Genomic DNA, 23074 nt, shown 5'->3' with positions numbered 1-23074 from the left:
ATCAGCGCGTGAGCCGTCGTCGCCATAATAGCCAAGGTACTTACTCGTCCGCTTGCATCCAGGCATTCCGATGAACACCGATCTTTTCAACGACCTGCCGACCCCCGACGTCGACTGGTATCCCGACTGGCTCGCACCGGCCGACGCCGAACGCCTGCTCGCCCGCCTGATCGACGAAGTGCAATGGCGCCAGGACATGATGGGCACGCCTGGCGGCCGTGTTGCACTGCCGCGTCTGACCGCCTGGCAGGGCGAGCCGGACGCGGTGTATGTGTACTCGGGCATCCGCAACGTGCCGCAAGCGTGGACACCCGCCGTCGCTGAACTGAAGGCCGCCGCAGAGGCGACCAGCGGCGCGCGTTTTAACAGCGTGCTGCTAAATCGCTACCGCAGCGGCGCCGACAGCATGGGGTGGCATGCGGACCGCGAGCCCGAACTCGGCAAGCAACCGGTGATCGCGTCGGTGAGTCTCGGCGTCGCGCGCAGGTTCGATCTGCAACACAACCGCAGTGGCGTCGTGCAATCGTTCTCGCTGAAGGGCGGCAGCCTGCTCGTGATGAAGGGCGACACCCAGGCGCAGTGGCGTCATCGGGTGCCGAAAGAGCCGCGCGTGAGCGGCGAGCGCATCAATCTGACGTTTCGCTGGGTCACCCCGAGAGTCACGCCCGCCTGAATCAGCGAGCGGCAATGCTCTGATCGGCGCGCTATACCAAAATTGATATCGAGGGCGCGAATCATATGATTGGACGGTTAACGCGTCGCACAGTACGCTACATCACGATCCATGCGCCGTGAGGGCCACGAGGGCCGGGCTGACCGCTGGGTCGTCTACACAACAACGATTGGAGACTGTCATGGCGAATACACGACGTGCCGCGTGTCGCGCTCTGGGCGCGCTCGCGCTTTCCGCGAGTCTCGGAGTGCTAACGCTGGCCACGCCAGGCGCGCATGCCGAAGACAAGAAAATCACGCTCGGTTTTGCGCAAGTCGGTGCGGAAAGCGCATGGCGCACCGCGAATACCGAATCGGTGAAGTCGGCAGCGACGGAAGCCGGTATCAACCTCAAATTCTCCGACGGCCAGCAGAAGCAGGAAAACCAGATCAAGGCGATCCGCTCGTATATCGCGCAGAAGGTCGACGTAATCGCGTTCTCGCCGGTTGTCGAATCGGGCTGGGAACCGGTGCTGCTCGAAGCCAAGGCCGCGAAGATTCCGGTGATCCTGACCGACCGCAACATCGACGTAAAGGACCCGTCGCTGTACGTGACGATGATCGGCTCGGACTTCCTCGAAGAAGGACGACGCGGCGGCAAGTGGCTCGCGGAGAACTACAAGAACGATAAAGGTCCGATCAACATCGCCGAGCTGCAAGGCACGGTCGGCTCCGCGCCGGCGAATGACCGCCACGCGGGTCTGATCGAAGTGATCAAGAGCGATCCGAAGTTCAAGATCATCGCGTCGCAAAGCGGCGACTTCACGCTTGCTGGCGGCAAGCAGGTGATGGAAGCGTTCATCAAGACCTACGGCAACAAGATCAACGTTGTCTATGCTCATAACGACGACATGGCGCTCGGCGCGATCCAGGCGATGGAAGAAGCCGGCATGCATCCGGGCAAGGACGTCGTGGTGGTTTCGTTCGACGCAACCAAGGGCGGCTTCCAGGCGATGGCCGCCGGCAAGATCAACGTCGACGTCGAGTGCAGCCCGCTGCTCGGACCGCAGCTGATGACGGCGGTGAAAGACGTGGTGGCTGGCAAGCCGCTGCCGAAGCGCATCCTGACTCAGGAGACTGTCTTCCCGATGAGCGTCGCTGCGCAAACTTTGCCGTCGCGTAAGTACTGACGCGGCGCGCAACGTCGCCGCGGCATCGCTCGCGCGAGTGCCGCGGCGTGTGCGGTGTTCAGGCGCCCAGGCCGACGCGGCCCACGGCGCGAAGGAGATGTGCAGTACGGACGCATCGAACAGGTTTCTCCAGTGGTGCCTGACCGCCCGGGCTGCTTCCTTCTGCAGCGGGCGGTCTCTTTTCAGGAGCCTGCGTCCGCGGGAGCATGCCGCTGGGGCCTGCCGAACCATGCATAGCCGATCGAGCGAGGTCCATGACCCAATCCGCTACCGAACCGACTCAGCCGGACCAGCCGCAGCGCGGCACGCCGCCGGGTGCGCGAAGCCAACAGAATGACATGAGCGCGCGCGAACCGATCCTGGCGACCTCCGGCGTCAGCAAGACATTTCCGGGCGTGAAGGCGCTGCAACACGTCGACTTCCGCCTGTTTCCCGGCGAGGTCCATACGCTGATGGGCCAGAACGGCGCCGGCAAATCCACGTTGATCAACGTGCTCACCGGCGTGCTCGCACCCGATGCCGGCACGATCCGCCTCGGCGGCGAGGTGGTCGCGTTCGCGTCGCCGCAGGAAGCCGAGGCGGCCGGCGTGCGCACGCTGTACCAGGAAGTGAACCTGTGCCCGAATCTGTCGGTCGCGGAGAACATCTTCGCGGGCCGGCAGCCGCGCCGCTTCGGCGCGATCGACTGGCCCGACATCAAGCGGCGCGCGCAGGAAGCGCTCGCGCGCCTCGACGTGTCGCTCGACGTCACGCGCTCGCTCGACGCCTATCCGATCGCCGTGCAGCAGATGGTCGCGATCGCGCGAGCGTTGTCCGTCGATGCGCGCGTGCTGATTCTCGACGAGCCGACTTCGAGCCTCGACGACAGCGAAGTCGCGCAGCTTTTCAAAATCCTTCGCCATCTCAAGCAATCGGGCATCGCGATCCTGTTCGTCACGCATTTCATCGAGCAGACCTACGCGATCTCCGATCGCATCACGGTGATGCGCAACGGCGAGCGCGAAGGCGAATATCTGGCACGCGATCTGTCCGCGGATCAACTGGTCGCGAAGATGGTCGGCCACGAGCGCATGAGCGCGCGTCTGCGCGAAGCGGCGCACGAAGGTCAGGCCGCCGACGATCTGCAGGAGATCGCGCACGATCACCCGGAGCAAGCACCCGCCACGCAGCCGTTCATCGAACTGCGCGGCGTCGGCCGTCGCGGCACGCTACAGCCGATCGATCTCGAAGTGCACGCCGGCAAGATACTCGGCCTCGCGGGACTGCTCGGCTCGGGGCGCACCGAAACCGCACGTCTCTTGTTCGGCGCGGATCGCGCGGACAGCGGCACGATCCTCGTCGAAGGGCGTCCCGTGCGATTGCGCACCCCGCACGACGCGGTGCGCCACGGCATCGGCTATTGCGCGGAAGACCGCAAGAAGGAAGGCATCGTCGCCGAGCTGTCGATTCGTGAAAACATCATGCTCGCGTTGCAGGCGCGGCGCGGCTGGTGGCGCAAGATCAGCCGGCAACGCGCGCGCGAACTCGCCGATACGTGGATCGAGCGGCTCGGCATCAAGGCGTCCGACGCCGAGCAGCCGATCGCGCTCCTGTCTGGCGGCAACCAGCAGAAGGCGCTGCTCGCGCGCTGGCTCGCAACCGATCCGAAACTGCTGATCCTCGACGAGCCGACCCGCGGCATCGACGTCGCCGCGAAGTTCGACATCATGGACCGGCTGCTCGCGCTGTGCGCGAACGGCCTGTCCATCCTGTTCATCTCGTCGGAGATCAGCGAGGTGCTGCGCGTCAGCCATCGCGTCGCGGTGCTGCGCGATCGCCGCAAGATCGCCGAGGTGGCCGGCAAGGCATCGAACGAGGACAACATCTACCGACTCATCGCAGGGAGCGGCGAATGAAGCTATCGAACTGGTTCGCGCGCGACGGCGTCGAGCGGCCGCTGCTGTGGCCATGCGTGACGCTGGTGTTGCTGTGCGGACTGAACCTGCTGGTCAATCCGCATTTTCTCGCGCTGCGCACGCTCGACGGTCACCTGTTCGGCGCGCCGATCGACATTCTGAATCGCGCGGCGCCGCTGGTGCTGGTCGCGATCGGCATGACGCTCGTGATCGCGACGCGCGGCATCGACATCTCGGTCGGCGCGGTGGTCGCGATCGCGGGCGCCGCGGCCGCGACGATACTCGCGACCCAGGCCGTGCCGAGCGGTGCGCTGATCGTGCAGGCGCTCGTGGCCGCGCTCGTCGTCGGCATCTTGAGCGGCATGTGGAACGGGCTGCTCGTCGCGTTCGTCGGCATGCAGCCGATCATCGCGACGCTGATTCTGATGGTCGCCGGCCGCGGCATCGCGCAACTGCTGACCGCCGGGCAGATCATCCCGATCGGTGCGCCCGGCTATCTGTTCGTCGGCGGCGGCTACTGGCTCGGCGTGCCGTGCTCGGTATGGATCGCGACCGTAGCGGTGCTGGCGACCGCCGCTTTGGTGGAGGGCACGGCGCTTGGCCTGTTCATTCGCGCGATCGGCGTGAACCCGGTTGCGACGCGGCTCGTCGGCTTGCGCTCGAAAGCGATCGTGTTCGCGGTGTATAGCTTCTCGGGCTTGACCGCGGCGCTGGCGGGCATCCTGATCAGCTCGAACGTGCGCAGCGCGGACGGCAACAACGCTGGCCTGCTGCTCGAACTCGACGCGATTCTTGCCGTGACGCTCGGCGGCACGTCGCTGCTCGGCGGCCGCTTCAGTTTCGCGGGCACCGTGCTCGGTGCGCTGATCATCCAGACGCTCACGTACACCACCTATTCGATCGGCGTGCCGCCGGAAGCGACGCTCGTCGTCAAGGCGGCCGTCGTGCTCGCGGTCAGCGTGATCCAGTCGCCTGCGGCGCGCGCGCTCGCGGTGTCGTTCGGCGCGTCGCTCGTCAAATCGCGCGGGGTGGCACGATGACGCGCGTTCTCGAAGCACTCGCCCGCGTGATCGATCCGCGCACACTGCCGATCGCGGTGACGGTCCTGCTGTTCTGCGCGCTATTCGGCTTTGGTTCGGTGATGTACACCGGCTTCTTCTCATGGCAGGTGCTGCTCGATCTGCTCGTCGATAACGCGTTCCTGCTGATCGTCGCGATCGGCATGACGTTCGTGATCGTGTCGGGCGGCATCGATCTGTCGGTGGGCTCGATCGTCGCGCTGACGACGATCGTCGCAGCCGTTCTGTCCGAGCACATGCACGTGTCGGTGTGGCTGATCATTCCGATCGTGCTGTTGATGGGCACGGTGTTCGGCGCGGTGCAGGGCGCGCTGATTCACTACTTCCGCCTGCAGGCTTTCATCGTGACGCTGGCGGGGATGTTCTTTGCGCGTGGCCTGTGCTTTCTGATCACGACGCAGTCGATCACGATCACCGATCCGACGTTCAAGGCGATCTCCGCGTTCCGTCTCAATGTTGGCGTCGGTTCGGTATCGGCGAACGTGCTGATCGCGCTCGTGGCGCTCGCGGCCGCGATCTATGTCGCCCATTTCACGCGCTTCGGACGCAACGTATATGCGGTCGGCGGCAATCCGCGCTCGGCGCTGCTGATGGGGCTGCCGGTCGCGCGCACGCGGGTCGGCGTGTATGCGCTGAGCGGCTTCTGTTCGGCGCTCGGCGGCGCGGTGTTCACGTTCTACGTGCTGTCGGGTTATGGGCTGCAAGGGCAGGGCATGGAGCTGGATGCGATTGCAGCGACGGTGATCGGCGGCACGCTGCTGACCGGTGGCGTCGGTTATGTGGTCGGCTCGCTGTTTGGCGTCGGCATTCTTGGCACGATCCAGACGCTGATTACGTTCGACGGCACGCTCAGTTCGTGGTGGACGCGGATCGTGATCGGCGCGCTGCTGTGCGCGTTCTGTTTGCTGCAACGCTTGATCGAGCGGCATGCGAAGTCCGTGCGTCGGCCCGGCGGCACCAATGCGGTCACCACTACGGGGCATGGGCACGGCCATGACGAGCCGTCGACGACGGCGGCGTCGTCGGATTCGCAGGTGTTGGGGCGCGCGCCGGGCTAGGGCGCGGTCTTCCAGCGCGTCATACGGCGGCGCCCCGTTCTTCGGGGCGCCGCTTTTCCTTCAGTCGCTAACGACTCGATTCGCTCGCGTCGCTGCCTTCGGTGCACGGCGATCGCGGCATCGTCCATGTGCCGAATTCGCGAGGATGCAGGTCCCCGACGAATCGCCCGGCCACCATTTCTCACCCGCGATGACCGCGCTCGAGGCAGCCGCCGACGGCGCTGGTGTCGTCGTCAGCTCGCCGTTTGCGGCGCTACGCCAGTGCGCAGCGACGTTGCCGATGAGCACGTTTTCGTTTGTGTGACCTATTATCAGAAAGAGTTGTGACCAGTACGACCGCGGTTGCGAGGCAACTGATTGCTGATGTCGTGGGGAAACAAGCGATGGTTCGCACGGAAATACTCAACGCGCTGCGGGCATACACCGATCCGTTCCGCGTCACGAGCGGCAAAGATTTCTTCCTGAAGAATTTCGATCCCGGCGAGACGCTGGGACTCAAAATGCATAAGGGAGAGGCGCAGCAACTGCTCCAGCGCGGATCGAAATGGCTCGCGATGGAGCAGGAGATCCTCTACGCGCAGGATTCCTGGGCCGTGCTGCTGGTATTCCAGGCCATGGACGCCGCAGGAAAGGATGGGACGATCAAGCACGTGATGTCGCGCGTCAATCCGCAAGGGTGCGATGTCATCTCGTTCAAGCAGCCGTCGGATGAGGAACTCTCGCACGACTTCCTTTGGCGCTATTCGAGGAAAGTGCCTGAGCGCGGGCACATCGGTATTTTCAACCGCTCGTACTATGAAGAGGCGCTGGTGGTGCGCGTGCATCAGCATCTGCTCCGTGCGCAGAAGATTCCGCCGGTACGGGTCGGCAACAACATATGGGACGAACGGCTCGCCGACATCGCGCGCTTCGAAGACTATCTGACGCGCCAGGGCGTGGTCATAGTCAAGTTCTATCTGAACCTGTCGTACGGGGAGCAGAAGAAGCGGTTCATGGAACGCCTCGACAATCCCGACAAGAACTGGAAGTTTTCCGCATCCGACGTTCGCGAACGTCGCTACTGGAACCACTATATGCACGCCTATGAAGAGGCGATCCGCGCGACGGCCTCCGAAGCGGCTCCGTGGTACGTCGTGCCCGCCGACAACAAGCCTGTCACGCGCCTCATCGTCGCGGCGGCGATCGTCGAGGCCGTCGAGAAGCTCGACCTCGAATATCCGAAAGCGACGCCAGAGCAGATGAAGGATCTCGCCGCCGCGAGGGAGGAGCTCGACGCTGAAGCGGTGGACGAGACGTGACCCGATCAACCCGGGGACGATCCGGATCATCGAGAGCGGCCCCCTGACCCGAAATCACTGGAACCGGGAGACACGAGGATGAGCTCAGTTGAGAGTGCGACGCCGTGGCATGCGATGCCGGCCGGTGACATCGAACGGCAGTTCAAGGTCGATCCCGCGCAGGGCCTCGATGCCGCGGAAGCGGCCGGGCGGCTGGCCACCTATGGGCCGAACCGCCTGCCGCAGGGCAAGAAGAGAGGGCCGGTCGCACGCTTCCTGATGCAGTTCCACAACATTCTGATCTACGTGCTGCTCGTGGCCGGTTTCATCAAGTTCATGATGGGCCTTTGGCTCGATGGCACGGTGATTCTTGCCGTCGTGATTCTCAACTCGCTGCTCGGCTTCATTCAGGAAGGACGCGCCGAGAAGGCGCTCGATTCGATTCGCAACATGCTGTCCGCCGAGGCGCGCGTGATGCGTGGCGGAGCGGTTCGCTTGATCCCCGCCGATGAACTCGTTCCTGGCGACATCGTGCTACTGGAATCGGGCGACAAAATCCCGGCGGACATGCGTCTCGTCGACGCGAGGAATCTGCACACGGAAGAAGCGGCTCTCACGGGCGAATCCCTCCCGGCCGAGAAGAGCACCGCGCCGGTGCCCGCCAAAGCGACGGTCGGCGACCGCGAGAACATGGCTTTCTGCGGCACGATGGTCCTGTCGGGCCGGGCAACCGGTGTCGTGGTGACGACCGGCAGCCAGACGGAGCTCGGCCGGATCAACCAGATGCTCGCCGAAGTCAGCGCGCTCGAGACGCCGCTGCTGCGCCAGATCAAGAAATTCGGCTACGTCATCACGGCGGTTATCGCCGTTGTCAGCGTGCTGCTGTTCTCCTATGGGCATTGGCTCGGACACATGACGTTCGTCGAGCTGTTCCAGGCCATCGTGGGGATTGCGGTGTCGGTGATCCCGGAAGGCCTGCCGGCGCTGATCACCATCACGCTCGCCATCGGCGTGCAGCGGATGGCGCAGCGCAACGCCATCATTCGCCGCCTGCCGGCGGTCGAAACGCTGGGCGCCGTCTCGCGCATCTGCTCGGACAAGACGGGCACGCTGACCCTGATGGAGATGATGGTGACCTCCGCCGTGACGGCGGAAGCGGGCTATTCCGTTACCGGCGACGGCTACGCCAGCGAAGGACAGGTCAGCGCCGATGGCAAGCCGCTCGGCGCCGCGCCGGACGTGCTGAAGCTGATGGGCCGCGTGTCGCTGTTGTGCAACGACGCGGAGCTCTTCGAGGAAGAAGGGAAATGGAAAGTGGAGGGTGACCCGACCGAGGGCGCGCTCTATCCGTTCGCTTCCAAGCTGGGCATGGACCGTGCGGCCGAGACCGCTGCCGCGCCGAGGGTCAACGTGATTCCGTTCGAGTCCGAGCACAAGTTCATGGCGACGCTGAACCGCTCGGCCGACGGCGAGATGCTGCTGGTCAAGGGCGCGCCAGAGGTGATCATCGATCATTGCGACCGGCAGCAGACGGCGCAAGGCCCCGTGCCACTCGATCGCGAGCATTTCGCAAGAGAGGGCGACCGGCTCGCCGCGCAAGGTGAGCGCGTGCTCGGGCTCGCGTGGCTGCCTGAGCCGGGTCTGCGCACAGGGACACTCGGGCCGCAGGACCTGCCGCGTAATCTCGTATTGCTCGGCCTCGTGGGCCTGATGGACCCGCCGCGCAAAGAGGCGATCGAGGCCGTGCGCGAATGCCACGGCGGGGGCATTCGCGTGACGATGATCACGGGCGACCACAAGATCACGGCGGCGGCAATCGCAAGAATGCTGGGCATCGGCGACGGCAAGACGGCCGTGTCCGGCGCCGAGATCGAAGCGATGAACGACGCGGCGCTGCAGGAATGCGTGCGCAGCGTCGACGTGTTCGCGCGCGCGAGTCCCGAGCACAAGCTGCGGCTCGTCAAGGCGATCCAGGCGAATCGGCAGATCGTCGCGATGACGGGCGACGGCGTCAACGATGCGCCCGCGCTGAAGAAGGCCGACATCGGCGTCGCGATGGGGATCAAGGGCACCGAGGTGACGAAAGAGGCGGCTGGAATGATCCTCGCCGACGACAATTTCGCGTCGATTTCCGCGGCTGTGAAGGAGGGGCGCACGGTCTACAACAACATCGAGAAGGCGATGCTGTTCATGCTGCCGACCAATATCGCGCAAGGCGCGGTGATCGCGGTGGCGATCCTGTTCGCCTTCACGCTGCCGATCACGGCGCCGCAGATCCTGTGGGTCAACATGGTGACTTCGGTCGCGCTCGGCCTGACCATTTCTTTCGAGCCGCACGAGGCCGACGTGATGCGCCGCTCGCCGCGCGCAATCGACCGGCCGATCGTCACGCGTTTCGGCATCTGGCGCATCCTGTTCGTCGGCGCGGCGCTTGTGCTCTATACGCTATCGACCTTCTTCTGGATGAAGTCGCACGGGGCGTCGGATGATCTGGCGCGCACGGCCGCGGTCAACGCGATTACGCTGGGCCAGGTGTTCTATCTGCTCAACATCCGGTATCTGCTCGATTCGTCACTGAACGTGCGCGCGCATATGGGCAATCGTCATCTGTGGTACGGGATCGCCGGCGTCGTGGTGTTGCAGCTTCTGTTCACCTATACGTTCCCGTTCCAGGCCGTTTTTCACACCGAGGCTTTGCCGTTGTCGGCGTGGGGGTGGCTCTTTGTTGGTGGCGTCCTGTTCTTCCTCGTGGTGGAACTGGAGAAGCTCGTTTTCCGACTCACCCCCGCACTGCGAGGATTCGTGACTTCCCAACAGGAGGGCGGCGCGGCGTTGCGCAATGATCCGGCGAGGTAGGCCGCCTCGGCGGCCTACCGCTACATCTCATGAACGCGGCGGAGGATGAAATACAGATTTGCGGAGACCGCATTGACGATCGGTATCCGCTCGAAAGGCCGGTTCAGCTTCATGCCGATATTGGCCAGTGCATTGAGCGCTCCGCCGCCCTTGATGCCTTTTGCGAACGTCGGAAAGACCTGATGATAGCCGCATTCTTCTAGCACGAATCCCGAACTGAGAAACAGGCGCTTCGCGTCGCTGAGGCTGTACAGCCGATTATGGCCCGTGTACTTCTTCATCACTCTACAGGCGTTTTCTGTTGCCGATAAGCGGTTGGGTAAAAATGTGATTATCAGCAAACCATTGTCTTTCAGCACGCGCCATAGCTCGTCGATGCTTTTTTGTTCGCGAGCCACGTGCTCGAGTACACCGCTTCCAATCACTACATCGAATTGATTGTCTTCGTAGGGCAGCAGAAACTCATGATCGAGCGCTGCGAAAGATAACCCGGCGTACTGATGGAATTCCGCGAATTGCCCATCATTGCATAGGTCGCAGCCATAAATCTCGATGTCCCGGAAGAGCGTACGAAGCATGCACGAATCCGGGGCGTGACGGCATCCCCAGTCGAGCACTTTCATTCCACGCTTGATATACGGGGCATAAATTTCGAACGCGCGCACATGACGATCGAGACTGGCGTCGTTGGCAATGACCGATTGCACATAGTCCCGGTATTTACCATCGGCGCGATGTGCAAGGTAGTCCTCGCAAAGCTTGGCATAAGTCGTCCTGACCTGCTGCAATTCATTGCTCGGAATCGTTTCAGTGTCGATGGGTCTATGCATATCTCCCTCATATCGGTGCGAAGGCGGAGTTCTGCGCAACTCGTTTCCAGAATGCCGGCTGTTGCTACACGTGTGACATCAGATCGATAAATTCGCGGGAAGTTGATCAGTCTGAATTTGAACCTGCTGCTTCAACTGCGTTGCGGTTCAGGTTTTGTGTAAGGCTCTGTGTAGCTGGACTATCGCTCGAGGGCGGTGCACGCGACATGTGTCGCAGGCAACCCGGCAATGGAACGACGGGGAAAAAAATGTCGCGATAGTGTGGGACAACTCATGGATCCCTCTTTCCGAGTGCGCGCGCATGGGAGTGCGCTCGAGAACGGGTCGACTTCTTTCAAGGATAGCAGTTGGTCCCTGCGCATTTGGCCAGGAATCTCCACGTTTCGCGCCTTATTGTGATGGTTTTGCGCCCTCGGCTCCCGGTGATGCGGTCAAGACCCGTCCCGCCGGGTCGAAGTGGGCTCTGCAAGGTATGCAAATGAAATATCCGGGCGCAGAAATTGATTCGGGCGTGGCAGCGTTGCGTTAGGGCAGACACCTGGGCGAACCTCGCGTTGTTCAGCGGCCGACACATTCTGGGTCAACGCGAAGATTTATATGAAACGCTTATGCTCCACGCTCGAGGCGCCTGCGCACCGTCCCGGCCAGTCTGTCGAACGGCCATGCACTGGCAGTCAGCGCGCTAGTCTCCGAAAAATACTCCCTCACGATATCCGTCAACACCTGCCCCGGCGGCGCCTCGACCAGCACATGCGCGCCCATTTCCTGCATCACGGTGAGCGCATCGAACCAGCGCACGGTGTAGCGCATGTTCGTCGCAAGATCTTCGCGGATCGCGTCGGCCGTATACAACGGCCGTCCACCGCGATTGCCGATATAGATGCCGCGCGGCGTTTCGAAACGCAACTCGCGCGAGTACGCCAGCAGTTCGTCGCTCGCGTGCGCGAGCAACTTGCAATGTGAGGGCACGCTGACCGCGAGCCGGGTGGCCTTGCGCGCGCCGGCCGCAAGTGCGCGTTCGATGAACAGGTCGAGCGCATCGTTCGCGCCGGCCATCACGATCTGACGCGGCGCATTGACGTTGCCGATATAAACGGGTTGCCGCTGCTCTTGCGCCTGCTGCGCGACGAGCGTTTCCACCTGCTGCTCGTTCAAGCCGGATACGGCCGCCAGACCATAGCCCGACGGGTAAGCGGTTTCCATCAATTCGGCGCGCCGCCGCACCATCGTCAAGGCATCGCGAAACGGCACCGCGCCGCTACTGACCGCTGCCGGATATGCGCCGACCGACAGCCCCGCGCTGATTTCCGCCACCAAACCTTCATCGGCGAGCGCGCGCGTGATCGCGACGCCCGCGATCGTCAGGCCCAGTTGCACGGCGACGGTCGAGTCCAGAGCGTCGGGCGAGTCGAGCGTCAGCACGTCGACGCCGAGCGTGTCCGATGCTTCAGCGAACGTGTCCTGTACCGCGCGATGCCGCGGCAGTCGATTTAGAAAGCCTGCGCTTTGCGCACCCTGACCGGGGAAGATAAGCGCGAACATCAGGTAGCGCCATCCTGAGCGACCTCGGCCCACGGATTGGCGATCAAGCGGGGACCGCTCGCGTGGCGGGCCAGCACGCGCGCCTTGCCCGCAGCCCACTCCGCGAGCGCGACGCCGCCCGCGGGCGTTTCGAGTTGTGCATCGATGCGCACACCGATACGAGCCGAGAGCGTTTGAAGTTGCTCCAGCAAAGCACTCGCGACCTTCAACGCCAGCGGTTCGGGCACGCGGATCAACAGATCGAGATCGCTGGCTTCGTTCACGGTGCGAGCATGCGTCGCCAGTTCGAATCCCGTGCTACCAGAAGGACCCCAAGCGAATCCAGAAAGCGGACCGCTCCGGTCACGTTGCAACGAATTGAGCGCAACGAAGGAAGGCAATGCATCACGTTCGGGACCGGGTCGCGCCTGCGCCAGGGACTCCGGCGCTACGACGCCGACGATATGGTCCGCATGCGCCCACGTGCCGTAACGCTGCGCTCGCTCTGCGCCGCGCACGCCGATCGCGACGAAACCTTCAACGGCGAGCGCGCGTCGCACGACCGCATACGGTGCGCGTTCGAACGCAGCGCGGACCCACGCGGGTTCGTCATCGAGCGCATCGAGTCGTCGCAAGCGCAGCAGATCATGCGGCCGCCAGCGCGCGTCGCACGACGTGGCGCAAGCAGTCGGGAAGGGCGCAGCCGCACACACGCGCATTACACGGCGTCCCACTGTTCGGCAAGACGCCGCCGTACCTCGATCGACGCCGCGCGAGTCTGCCGCGCCGCAACCGATTCCAGCCGACGCGCAAGCGTCCGATCCCCGTCGCGCGCGCTGCGAATCTGTTCGATCAGCACGGTGCGCACGCGCTCGATCTGCGCCGCGTCGGGCGCATCCGCGTCGACGCCGTCGATCAGCCGATCGAGCAGCCCCAGCTTCGCGAACGAGGCCATCGAATACGACATCGGCACGATCGTCTCGCCGAGTTCGTCGAGTTCTTCGACCGTGCGGCGCGTGACGCGCGCGGCTGCTTCCTTGCCCATCGCGTGGACCATCGTGCCGGGCACGTCGAGCGCGACGATGCGGTTCGCCTGATAGCCGTGCGCGAGGAACGCGCCGGACATCGCCGGACCGACGATCAGCGCGATCACCGGATGGCCGGCGTCGCGTGCGCTCGCGTAGGCGTCGACCGCGGCCGCGCAGGCGAGGTGGATGCCGAGCATTTCCTCGCGATAGCCATACGCCTGGCTCTTCACATCGACGATCGCGACGATCGGGCGGCGTGTGCCGGCGCCTCGATCCGCCTCCATGACTTCGCGCACCGCGCGCGCGAGTTGCCAGCCCTGTTCGAGTCCGACCACGTTGCTGGTCGCGCGTGGAAAGCGGTTCGCGGCATCGGGCACGACCGCGATAAAGCGCGCGGTGTCGCCGCCGAGCGGCGCATCGCTGCTCCAGACGGGCGCGGCGCTCGAAGATTCGCCGGCCAGTGCGTTGAACCAGCGCGCGCCGCGCGTGACTGTCGTGTCGCTCATGCCTGCTCCTTGTTCGATGCATCGCCCGCTTGCGGGTTGTACACATCACGCATTGTCTCGGGCGTGACGCTCGGCGGATCGATCCGCGCGAGCCGCCGCAGGAACGTGTCGACCTGCTCGCTGCGATGCGCGGCCGGCACGCCGCGCGCAAACGCGGCGAGCACGGCGGCGCGGACCGCGTCGGCATCGTCATCAACCAGGGTATCGGCGAGCGCGCTCGCGACGCGCTGCTCGCCGCCGATCAGTTGCCACACGCGGCGGCGATCGCTCGCATCGAGTTCCTCGATCCCGGCTTCCTGCTCGATCACTTCGGGTCCGTTCATGCCGAGCCGTCCCTGCCTGGTCACGATCAGATACGAGCACAGCGCGGCCGCGAGCGACATGCCGCCAAAACAGCCGACCATCCCCGCGATCACGCCGACCACCGGCACGTGCCGGCGCAGCGCGACGATCGCCGCCTGAATCTCGGCGATCACCGCGAGCCCGAGGTTTGCTTCCTGCAAACGCACGCCGCCGGTCTCGAACAGCACGACCGGGCGCACGAGCTTGCCGCGCTCGCAGTCGCGCCGCGCCATCTCGAGCGCCGCGGCGATCTTGCTGCCCGACACTTCGCCGATGCTGCCGCCCTGGAACGCCGCTTCGATCGCCGCGACCACGGCCGGTTCGCCGTCGATCGTGCCGCGCGCGATCACACAGCCGTCGTCGGCCTGGCAGACGATGCCCTGCATGGGCAGCCACGGCGACGCGATGCGGTCGAACGGTCCGAGCAGTTCGCGGAAGCTGCCCGCGTCGAGCAGCGAACGGGCGCGCTCGCGCGCGGGCAGTTCGATGAAGCTCTCGTGCAGCAGCGGTGCGCGGTGAATGCTGGCGCGCGTGCTCATACGCTGTCTCCTTCCTCGGCCGCTTCGACCGCTTCCGCGAGCCGCAGCGCGACCACGCCCGGCGTCGCGCCGAAGTCGTTGATCTCGATGTTCGCAGCGCCGTCGTAGCGCGTGAAGAAGCGGTCGAGCACGCTCTTCCAGATGTGGCTGTAGCCGTCGACGCTGGTGCGCACGAGCACGTGCGCAGCAAGCGCCGAGCCGCCTGCATCGGCGGCGGGCGACAGCAGCACTTCCAGATCGCCCGAGCCGACTACGCCGACGTGCGCGCGGGTCGTGACGGCGCGTTGCGCCGGATAGTCGAAGGTCAGATGTTCCATGAGGCTCAGCTCCGGCTGGCGTCGCGATGCGCCAGCATGTCGAGAAAGAGGGTGGCGGCGAGCAGATCGGCCGCGCCGCCAGGCGACGCGTTCAGCGCCAGCAGTTCGCGTTCGAGCGCGTCGAGCGCGACACGGCCCGCGGCTGTCGAACTGCCGCCCGCGTCGAGCACGCGTCGCGCGCCGCGCTGCCCCGCATGCAAGCCGGCGAGGCCCGCGCGATGCAGCAGGCAGGTGTCGTCGAGCGTGCTCATGATCGCGAGCAAGGCGTCGATGCGCGCGGTGTTTTCGTCGATGCCGCGTGCGCGCGCCGCGCGTAACGCGGGCAGGCCGACGTCGAGCGCGTGCGGGAAGCCGTCCTGCGCTTCGCGCCGCGCGCCGCCGACCTGATAGCGTCGACGCGCGCGTTCGCCGTGGCTATCGGACGAAGCGGCGAAGCGGTCCGGGAAGCAGGCGATCTGCGCGGCCAAAGTGCAGACGCGCGAGGTATCCAGAGGGTTCGGCGCGCCAGGTCCGTGCGTACGCATCGAGGCACTCGAAGACGTTTCGAGCGCGACGCCCGCAACGAGCAGTCCGATGATCCAGATCGCGCCGCGATGCGCATTGCTACCGCCGGTCGCCTGCATCATGTCCAGTTCGCCCGCGCGGCCGATCTGCGCGAGTTCGGCGCGCAGCAGCGCCGACGGTTCGCCGCGGCGGCGCGCGGTGCGCGCGAGCGCCGCGAACGTCGGTTCGAGCGCGTGCGCGGAGCGCCGCATGATCGCGAGATCGAGGTCGCGATGCGCGCCGCTGCCGCGCCGGTCGACGAGCGCGGGCTTCGGCGTGAGCTCGGCCTCGTCGATCAGCGCGGTGATCGCGTCGCGCGCGAGTTGCGCGTCGGAAAACGGCGGCCCCTTGGGCGATGTGCCGCACGCATCGCGCAGGACAGAAGCAGGCGGCGCGTCCAACCGTTCGAGAACAGCAGCAGCGGACGCCATCGTCACCAGCTCCGGAAGCGCGCGGGCGGCGCGTATAGTCCGCCCGACCACGTGACCAGATCGTCGATGCTGCGCGCCGCAAGCAGCGAACGCTTCGCTTCGCCGCGCCGGATGCCGAGATCTTCCGGATACGCGACGATGCCGCGCCGGCGCAACTCGGCGGTTTTCTCGGGTTTTGCGCGCAGGCCGATCGGCGTGACACCGGCCACCGCCGCGATCGCCGCGCGCCGCTCGTCGATGCCTTCGGCCTTGTGCAGATGCGCGATGCCTTCCTCGGTGACCACATGGCTCACGTCGTCGCCGTAGATCATCACCGGCGCGATCGGCATGCCGTTTTTCGCGCCGACGGCGATCGCGTCGAGTTCATCGACGAAGGTCGGCTCGCCGCCTTTCTTGTACGTTTCCGCGAGTTGCACGACGAGCTTCTGGCCGCGCGATATCGCACCGTCGCCCTTCAACAGCTTCAGCCACGCCTCGCTCGCATGACGCCGGCCGCGCGGATCGTGGCCCATGTTCGGCGCGCCGCCGAAACCGGCGAGCCGTCCGCGCGTGACCGTCGACGAATTCGCGTCCGCGTCGATCTGCAGCGTCGAGCCGATGAACAGATCGACGCCGTATTGGCCGGCCAACTGACACAGCACGCGGTTCGAGCGCAGGCTGCCGTCGTTGCCGGTGAAGAACACATCGGGGCGCGCCTCGATATACGCCTCCATACCGACCTCGCTGCCGAAGCAGTGGATGCTGTCGACCCAGCCCGATTCGATCGCGGGGATCATCGTCGGGTGCGGGTTGAGTGTCCAGTTGCGGCAGATCTTGCCTTTGAGGCCGAGCGCTTCGCCGTAGGTGGGCAGCAGCAGTTCGATCGCCGCGGTATCGAAGCCGATGCCGTGATTGAGCGACGTGACGCCATACGGCTCGTAGATGCCGCGTATCACCATCATCGCGGTCAGCACCTGCAAGTCGCCGATATGACGGGGATCACGCGTGAACAGCGGCTCGACCGCGAACGGCCGGTCCGCCTGCACGACCACGTCGACCCACGAACCCGGAATGTCGACGCGCGGCAACTCGTCGACGATCTCGTTGACCTGCACGATCACGATGCCGTGACGGAACGCGGCGGCTTCGGCGATGGTCGGCGTGTCCTCGGTGTTCGGGCCGGTGTACAGATTGCCGTGACGGTCGGCCTTGTCCGCGCACAGCAGCGCGACGTGCGGCGTCAGGTCGACGAACATGCGCGCGTACAACTCGACATACGTATAAATCGCGCCGATTTCCAGCTGGCCGTCTTCGAGCAGTTGCGCGACACGCAGACTCTGCGGCCCCGCGAACGAGAAATCGACCTTGTGCGCGATGCCGCGCTCGAACAGCGTCAAGTGTTCAGGACGACTGATGCTCGAAATCAGCAGATGCATGTCGTGCAGCTTTTGCGGATCGACCTTCGCGAGCGAGCGCGACAGGAAGTCGGCCTGTTTCTGGTTGTCGCCTTCGAGCGCGACGCGCTCGCCGGGCTGGATCAGCGTTTCGAGCGCATCGATTATGCGGTGCGTGGGCAGCACGCCGTCTTCGAGCCACGGCGCGATGGCCGCGAGGCGGCGGTTCTTCTCGTCGCGCCGGGTCGTCCATGAGCGGGCAGTGGACCGCGATGCGGCGGCTTCGGCGGGGTGGTTCATCGGCTCATTCATCGGCTCATTCATCGGTTCGTTCAGCTCCCGGTGTGGACGCGCGGGCGTCGGCCGCGCGGCTTCGGTTGGTGCGCCAGCGCTTCTTCGCGCGCGCGCTCGGTCAGGAAACGATGCAGAAGCTCGCCGGTGCCGAGCAGATGCGCGACCACCAGCGACTGCGCGGTCGCGATATCGCGGCGCTCGACGGCTTCGAGCAACGCGGCGTGCTCACTGTCGGACTCGCCCTTGTACGACGGCAAGCCGAACTTCAACCGCAGATAGCGTTCGCCGCGCCGGTGCAGCAAGCCGATCATGTCCTCCAACTGCGGCCGGCCGGCGGGCGCGTACAGACACATATGGAACGCGGCATTGCGCGTCACGTATAGCGATGGGTCCTCTTCGCGCTCGGCGGCGCGGCACAACTGCGCGGCTTCGCGCAGCGTCGCCGCGGTGTGATTCGGAATCGCGAGGCCGAGCGCGAGACTTTCGAGCGCCGAGCGGATCTCGTAGATCTCGCGCGCCTCGTTGGCGGACAAAGGCGCGACGGTCGCGCCTTTGTGGACGGCTGCGCGCGCCCAGCCCTCGCTTTCCAGCTGGCGCAGCGCCTCGCGCACGGGAATCGCGCTGACGGAGAAATGCCGGGCGATCGCGTCCTGGCGCAATGGTGCGCCGGGCGCGAGCGTGCCGTCGACGATCGCCGCGCGCAGCGCCTCCGCAATCATGTGCGAGGTGCTTTCGCGGGGTGCCGCGGCCGGAAGAAACGAGCCGGGCACGGGCGCGTCCAGGGGAAAACCTTCAGTTGCGTCGGTCATGGTATCAAATATTATATATAAAAAGACGCGTATTTCAGCGCGGGCAAACCCGGAAGGGTCTTCACCCACAGTCCCGGCAATTTCCCCGCGCCGTCCTCTGAATCAGTTGTACGAGGACATCGCCGATCAATCAACGTCGTCGATCCAACCCCAAGCGCGCCCGTCGTTTTTCGTTACGTTCAACCATCGTAGGCTGGAGGAGCAAGATGAATACAGTGACCGACCGACGAGCGCTCGCGCGTCAGCGCACACCGCTCAATCGTTCGCAGATCGCAGGGTTTTGGGGCGCGTGGGCCGGCTGGACGCTCGACGGCATGGACTCGTTCATTTACGCGCTGGTGCTCACGCCAGCGCTGACCGAGTTGCTGCCGCGTTCGGGCTTCGCGGCCACGCCGTCGAATGTCGGCCTTGCGGGATCGATCCTGTTTGCGCTGTTCCTGGTCGGTTGGGGGTTGTCGTTCATCTGGGGACCGCTCGCCGATCGCTTCGGCCGCACCAAGGTGCTCGCCGCGACGATCTTCACGTTCGCAATATTCACCGGGCTTGCCGCGACCTCGACCAATGTGTGGCAGCTCGGTATTTATCGCTTCATCGCGGGCGTCGGCATCGGTGGGGAATGGGCGCTTGCGGGCACCTACGTGGCCGAAGCGTGGCCCGAGGATCGCCGCAAGATGGGCGCCGGTTATCTGCAGACCGGCTACTACGCGGGCTTCTTTCTCGCGGCCGCGCTCAATTACACGATCGGCGTGCATTTCGGCTGGCGCGCGATGTTCCTGACCGGCGCGGTGCCGGTCGTCGTCGCGATTCTGATTCTGCTGCGCGTGAAGGAGCCGGAGAAGTGGCAGAAGGCCGACGCCAAGACAGTGCGTGCGAAGCCGCTGCGCGAGATCATGGGGCCGGCCTACAGGCGTCGCACATGGGTCGCGTGCATTCTGCTGACCATCGCGATCATCGGACTCTGGGCGGGTGCGGTCTACGAGCCGTCCGCGGTGATCCAGCTCGCGACGCGCGCCGGCATGTCGAAGGGCGATTCGATGCGCACGGCGTCGCTGGCTACCGGCCTGCTGTCGATCGGCACGATCCTCGGCTGTCTCGCGCTGCCGCCGATGGCCGAGCGCATCGGCCGCAAGATGACGTTGGCGGTGTACTTCGCGGGGATGGCGGTGTCGATCGCGGCGAGCTTCGGCTGGGCGTTCTATCAGCCGAACGGGCTCGCGCCGTTCATCGCGTGGCTGTTCGTACTGGGCTTTTTCGGCGGCAACTTCGCGTTGTTCAGCCTGTGGCTGCCCGAGCAGTTCGAAACCCGCGTACGCGCGACCGCGTTTGCGTTCTGCACGTCGTTTGGACGCTTCGTCGGCGCGGGCGTCAACTTTCTGCTCGGCGCCGCGGTGCTGCATATGCAGACGCTCGGTGTGCCGGTCGCGTTGACCGCGCTCGCCTTCGTGCTCGGCCTGTTCGTGATTCCGTTCGCGCCGGAGACGAAGGGCGAGACGCTGCCGCAGTGAGCACCAGCCGGGCGGCGCGCGTTACTTCGCGTTACTTTGCGTGACTGCGCGCCCGCCCGGCCGGATGCAGCAGCGTCAGCAACGGCCAGCCGAGATTGACGCCGAGACTCGCGGCGACGATCAGCGCCATGCCGGCCAGTTGCGCCAGCGACAGCGCCCGGCCATACACGAGCGCATCCACGACGATCGCGGTCAGCGGATAAACGAACAGCAGCACCGCGATCACCGGCGTGCTGAGCTTCGGCAGCGCGCCGTAAATCAGCACGTACGACAATCCCGTGTGCAGCACGCCCATGCCGATCAGCCAGAACCACTGCATCGGCCCGATAGGCGTGAGCGTCAAAGGCGCGATGAACGGCGCGATCAGCGGCAGGCAGATCACGCCGACCGCGCATTGCATGAGCGTCAGCAGATGCGGGCGCATGTCGCCGAGGCTTTTCGCGATCAGCGTGACGCTCGCGTACAGCAGCGAGCCGAGCAGCGCTTCGCTCAAGCCGATCAGGTAGCTGGTGTGGCCCTGCAGATTGCCGGCCGCGATGACGCCCGACGCGAGCACGAGCCCGACGAACGCCGTCGCGATCCAGCCGAGCCGGTCCGCGCCGAGCCGTTCGTTAAAGAGCGCCGCGCCGATCAGCACGACCCAGAACGGCTGCACATGAAACACGACGGTCGCGACCGCGATGCTGGTGCGATGAATCGCGTCGAAAAAGCCGACCCACTGCGTGACCATCAGCACGCCGGAAATCAGCGCGAGCGCGACCGTGCGGCGCGTGAACTGCGCGCGCGTGAAAAAGCCCTTCCACGCGCAATAAGCGGCGAGCGACAGAAAGCCGAACAGGCAGCGGAAGAACACGAGCGTCAGCGCATCGAGCCGCGCCTCCTCGACGAAAACGCCGATCGTGCCCATCAGCAGCCCGCCGCTCGCCAGCGTGATCGCGCCTTGTTGACGTGAGGTGAGGGACATGCGCAACGACTCCTTGAGATGATGCCTGCGAGTATTGCGCCGCTTGCGGGCTTATCACAAACGAATTAAATTGAGCAATTCCATAAGCCCGGTTGATAAATCGTGAACCCTGAATTCGACGTCGATCTGTTGCGCAGCTTCGTCGCGGTCGTGGAGGCGGGCAGCTTCACGAAGGCGGCGGCGAGCGTGCATCGCTCGCAGGCGGCGGTCAGCATGCAGATCAAGCGGCTCGAAACGATGCTCGGCACGACGCTGTTCGCCCGCAACACGCGCAACCTGTCGCTGACACGGCCCGGCAACACGCTGCTCGAATACGCGCGGCGCGCGCTCGCGTTGCAGGAGGAGGCGTGGTCGGCGATCGTGCGGCCCGAGGTGACCGGGCGCGTGGTGCTCGGCGCGCCGGACGACTATGTGTCGTCGCTGCTGTCGCCGGTGTTGCGGCGTTTCGCGACGCTGTACCCGCGCGTCGAGATCGAGATCGTCTGCGCGCAGAGCACGGCGCTTGCGCCGATGCTCGCCGACAACAAGATCGACCTCGCATTCGTCACGCGCGACCACAAGCTGCGCGGCGAATTCGTGCGCAGCGAGCCGATGGTGTGGGTTGGGGCGTCGGTCGATACGCCGGTGTTGAAGGCGTCGCCGTTGCCGGTGGGGTTGTACGAGCCTGGCTGCGTCGCGCGTCAGCATACGCTCGCCGCGCTGGATGGCGCGCGCATCCGCTATCGCGCGGCATTCAGCAGCGCGAGCCTGATGGGACTCGTCGCGACCGTGGATGCCGGTTTGTCGGTGATCGCGCTGACGCGTTGCAGCGTGCCGCCGCGGCTCGCGATTCTCGGCGACGCGCAAGGCCTGCCGAAAATCGCGCCGCTCGAAATCGTGGTCGCACGCAGCGCGAAATCGGATCGGCCGACCTGCGATTATCTGGCGCAGCAGATGGTGCAGGATCTGTCGTTGCGGTAGCCGAGCGTGCCAGCCCTGGTCGCCCTTCAAGCCCGCGTATAGGCGGTCACTTCACCCTCGACCGCTAGCCGCACGCGCTCGCCCGGACGCGGGCACAGATAACCGGGCACGCGTGCGCGCACCATCGTCCGCGTGGCGGACTGCAATTGCAGCGCGACGCTCGCGTCCTGCCCCTGGAAGATCACATCGGTGACGAGCGCATCGTGCGCGGCACCCGTGCGCGCGGTTTCGTCGGCGCGCAGCAGACGGATCTGCTCGGGACGCAGCATCACGTCGACCGCGCCGTTGCCGACGGGCGCGGCCAGTACTAGTTCGCCGAGCTCGCAGCTCGCGCGATCCTGTTGCGCGACGCCCGGCAACAACACCGCCTCGCCGATGAACGACGCAAGCTCGCGCGTCACCGGACGGCGGTACAGCGCTTCGGGCGTCGCGGTCTGGATCAGCCTTCCGTTCCACAGCACCGCGACCTCATGCCCGAGCGACAACGCCTCGGACTGATCGTGCGTGACCAGCACGGCAGTCGCGCCAGCCGCGGCCAGCGCATTCGCGACCGCCTGACGCGTCTCGACGCGCAACGCGGCGTCGAGCGACGAGAACGGCTCGTCGAGCATGACCAGCGTCGGCGCGGGTGCGAGTGCGCGGGCGAGCGCAACACGCTGCTGCTGACCGCCCGACAACTGCTGCGGCGCGCGCTCCCCGAAATGCGCGGGCAGGCCGACCAGCTCCAGCAGCTCGGCCACCCGATGGCGCGCGCGACGCTGCGTGCGCGACAGGCCGAACACGATGTTGTCCGCGACCGACAGATGCGGAAACAGCGCGCCTTCCTGCGGCACATAGCCGATGCGGCGTTGTTCCGACGGCACGTGCAGGTTGTCGCCGACGACACGTCGGCCGTCGATCTCGACACTGCCGCCGTCCGCGCGCTCGAAGCCGCACAAGAGCCGCAGCAGCGTGGTCTTGCCGCTGCCCGAGGGCCCCAGCAACGCGAGCAGCGTGCCGGGCTCGACCGAAAGATCGATGCCGTGCAGCACGGGATGACCGTCGAACGATTTCTGCAGTCCGCGGATACGAAGTTCGCTCATGAAATCCCGAAGAAAGTCGAACCA

Annotated in this window: 20 protein-coding genes; 9 read left to right on the top strand and 11 right to left on the bottom strand. The window is 65.4% G+C overall.

Going from position 1 to position 23074, the window contains the following annotated elements:
• Positions 1-70 precede the first annotated feature (70 nt).
• The 7 genes from AB3X95_RS28075 (at position 71) to AB3X95_RS28045 (ending at position 10006) form a co-directional block, all read left to right on the top strand.
• On the top strand, positions 71-673 hold the full coding sequence (locus AB3X95_RS28075) for an alpha-ketoglutarate-dependent dioxygenase AlkB (RefSeq protein WP_368623098.1): 603 nt from the start codon (positions 71-73) through the stop codon (positions 671-673).
• 181 nt (positions 674-854) lie between these two features.
• Positions 855-1841 carry an ABC transporter substrate-binding protein gene (locus AB3X95_RS28070; RefSeq protein ID WP_176123191.1) on the top strand — a complete coding sequence of 329 codons (987 nt, stop codon included), beginning with the start codon at positions 855-857 and terminating at the stop codon, positions 1839-1841.
• Between the two features lie 254 nt (positions 1842-2095).
• Positions 2096-3736 (top strand): sugar ABC transporter ATP-binding protein, encoded by a 1641-nt coding sequence (locus tag AB3X95_RS28065; protein WP_176368233.1) that lies wholly within the window; start codon positions 2096-2098, stop codon positions 3734-3736.
• Complete coding sequence (locus tag AB3X95_RS28060) at positions 3733-4776, top strand: ABC transporter permease (RefSeq protein ID WP_184228225.1); 1044 nt, start codon at positions 3733-3735, stop codon at positions 4774-4776. Before AB3X95_RS28065 ends, AB3X95_RS28060 begins: the two co-directional genes overlap by 4 nt.
• Positions 4773-5873 (top strand): galactofuranose ABC transporter, permease protein YjfF, encoded by a 1101-nt coding sequence (gene yjfF, locus AB3X95_RS28055; protein ID WP_184228224.1) that lies wholly within the window; start codon positions 4773-4775, stop codon positions 5871-5873. The genes AB3X95_RS28060 and yjfF overlap by 4 nt, the downstream gene beginning before the upstream one ends.
• A 383-nt stretch (positions 5874-6256) precedes the next feature.
• Positions 6257-7171, top strand: coding sequence for a polyphosphate kinase 2 family protein (locus tag AB3X95_RS28050; protein WP_368623097.1), 915 nt, complete (start codon positions 6257-6259; stop codon positions 7169-7171).
• A 78-nt stretch (positions 7172-7249) separates the two neighbouring features.
• On the top strand, positions 7250-10006 hold the full coding sequence (locus AB3X95_RS28045; protein ID WP_368623096.1) for an HAD-IC family P-type ATPase: 2757 nt from the start codon (positions 7250-7252) through the stop codon (positions 10004-10006).
• 20 nt (positions 10007-10026) lie between these two features.
• On the opposite strand, the gene AB3X95_RS28040 is transcribed toward AB3X95_RS28045, so the two are convergent.
• From AB3X95_RS28040 to AB3X95_RS28000, 9 genes are all read right to left on the bottom strand, one after another.
• On the bottom strand, positions 10027-10836 hold the full coding sequence (locus AB3X95_RS28040) for a bifunctional 2-polyprenyl-6-hydroxyphenol methylase/3-demethylubiquinol 3-O-methyltransferase UbiG (RefSeq protein WP_176123185.1): 810 nt from the start codon (positions 10834-10836) through the stop codon (positions 10027-10029).
• A gap of 606 nt (positions 10837-11442) precedes the next feature.
• Positions 11443-12378 (bottom strand): malonate decarboxylase subunit epsilon, encoded by a 936-nt coding sequence (gene mdcH, locus AB3X95_RS28035; protein ID WP_368623095.1) that lies wholly within the window; start codon positions 12376-12378, stop codon positions 11443-11445.
• Complete coding sequence (locus tag AB3X95_RS28030) at positions 12378-13076, bottom strand: malonate decarboxylase holo-ACP synthase (protein WP_368623094.1); 699 nt, start codon at positions 13074-13076, stop codon at positions 12378-12380. The genes mdcH and AB3X95_RS28030 overlap by 1 nt, the downstream gene beginning before the upstream one ends.
• Positions 13076-13891: a biotin-independent malonate decarboxylase subunit gamma gene (mdcE, locus tag AB3X95_RS28025; protein WP_368623093.1), complete on the bottom strand. Its 816-nt coding sequence runs from the start codon at positions 13889-13891 to the stop codon at positions 13076-13078. The genes AB3X95_RS28030 and mdcE overlap by 1 nt, the downstream gene beginning before the upstream one ends.
• Entirely contained in the window at positions 13888-14772 is an 885-nt protein-coding gene (locus AB3X95_RS28020; protein ID WP_368623092.1) for a biotin-independent malonate decarboxylase subunit beta, read from the bottom strand. The genes mdcE and AB3X95_RS28020 overlap by 4 nt, the downstream gene beginning before the upstream one ends.
• Positions 14769-15089, bottom strand: a complete 321-nt coding sequence (locus AB3X95_RS28015; protein WP_368623091.1) for a malonate decarboxylase subunit delta — start codon at positions 15087-15089, stop codon at positions 14769-14771. The genes AB3X95_RS28020 and AB3X95_RS28015 overlap by 4 nt, the downstream gene beginning before the upstream one ends.
• A 5-nt stretch (positions 15090-15094) precedes the next feature.
• Positions 15095-16063 (bottom strand): triphosphoribosyl-dephospho-CoA synthase, encoded by a 969-nt coding sequence (locus AB3X95_RS28010; protein ID WP_368623090.1) that lies wholly within the window; start codon positions 16061-16063, stop codon positions 15095-15097.
• A gap of 2 nt (positions 16064-16065) precedes the next feature.
• Positions 16066-17736, bottom strand: a complete 1671-nt coding sequence (gene mdcA, locus AB3X95_RS28005; protein WP_176123216.1) for a malonate decarboxylase subunit alpha — start codon at positions 17734-17736, stop codon at positions 16066-16068.
• 32 nt (positions 17737-17768) lie between these two features.
• Positions 17769-18539, bottom strand: a complete 771-nt coding sequence (locus AB3X95_RS28000) for a GntR family transcriptional regulator (protein ID WP_176123178.1) — start codon at positions 18537-18539, stop codon at positions 17769-17771.
• 206 nt (positions 18540-18745) lie between these two features.
• Between AB3X95_RS28000 and AB3X95_RS27995 the strand changes: the two genes are divergently transcribed.
• Positions 18746-20044, top strand: a complete 1299-nt coding sequence (locus AB3X95_RS27995) for an MFS transporter (RefSeq protein WP_368623089.1) — start codon at positions 18746-18748, stop codon at positions 20042-20044.
• A gap of 31 nt (positions 20045-20075) precedes the next feature.
• Here AB3X95_RS27995 and AB3X95_RS27990 read toward each other — a convergent pair whose 3' ends face one another.
• Complete coding sequence (locus AB3X95_RS27990) at positions 20076-21008, bottom strand: DMT family transporter (protein ID WP_368623088.1); 933 nt, start codon at positions 21006-21008, stop codon at positions 20076-20078.
• A gap of 102 nt (positions 21009-21110) precedes the next feature.
• On the opposite strand from AB3X95_RS27990, the gene AB3X95_RS27985 reads away from it, so the two are divergent.
• Positions 21111-21968 carry a LysR family transcriptional regulator gene (locus tag AB3X95_RS27985; RefSeq protein ID WP_018433082.1) on the top strand — a complete coding sequence of 286 codons (858 nt, stop codon included), beginning with the start codon at positions 21111-21113 and terminating at the stop codon, positions 21966-21968.
• A gap of 26 nt (positions 21969-21994) precedes the next feature.
• On the opposite strand, the gene AB3X95_RS27980 is transcribed toward AB3X95_RS27985, so the two are convergent.
• Positions 21995-23050, bottom strand: coding sequence for an ABC transporter ATP-binding protein (locus tag AB3X95_RS27980; protein ID WP_368623087.1), 1056 nt, complete (start codon positions 23048-23050; stop codon positions 21995-21997).
• Between the last annotated feature and the right edge of the window lie 24 nt (positions 23051-23074).

The sequence above is a fragment of the Paraburkholderia sp. BR13444 genome, assembly GCF_040948755.1.
GTDB lineage: Bacteria > Pseudomonadota > Gammaproteobacteria > Burkholderiales > Burkholderiaceae > Paraburkholderia > Paraburkholderia youngii.
This window is presented reverse-complemented; position numbering and strand designations above follow the sequence as displayed.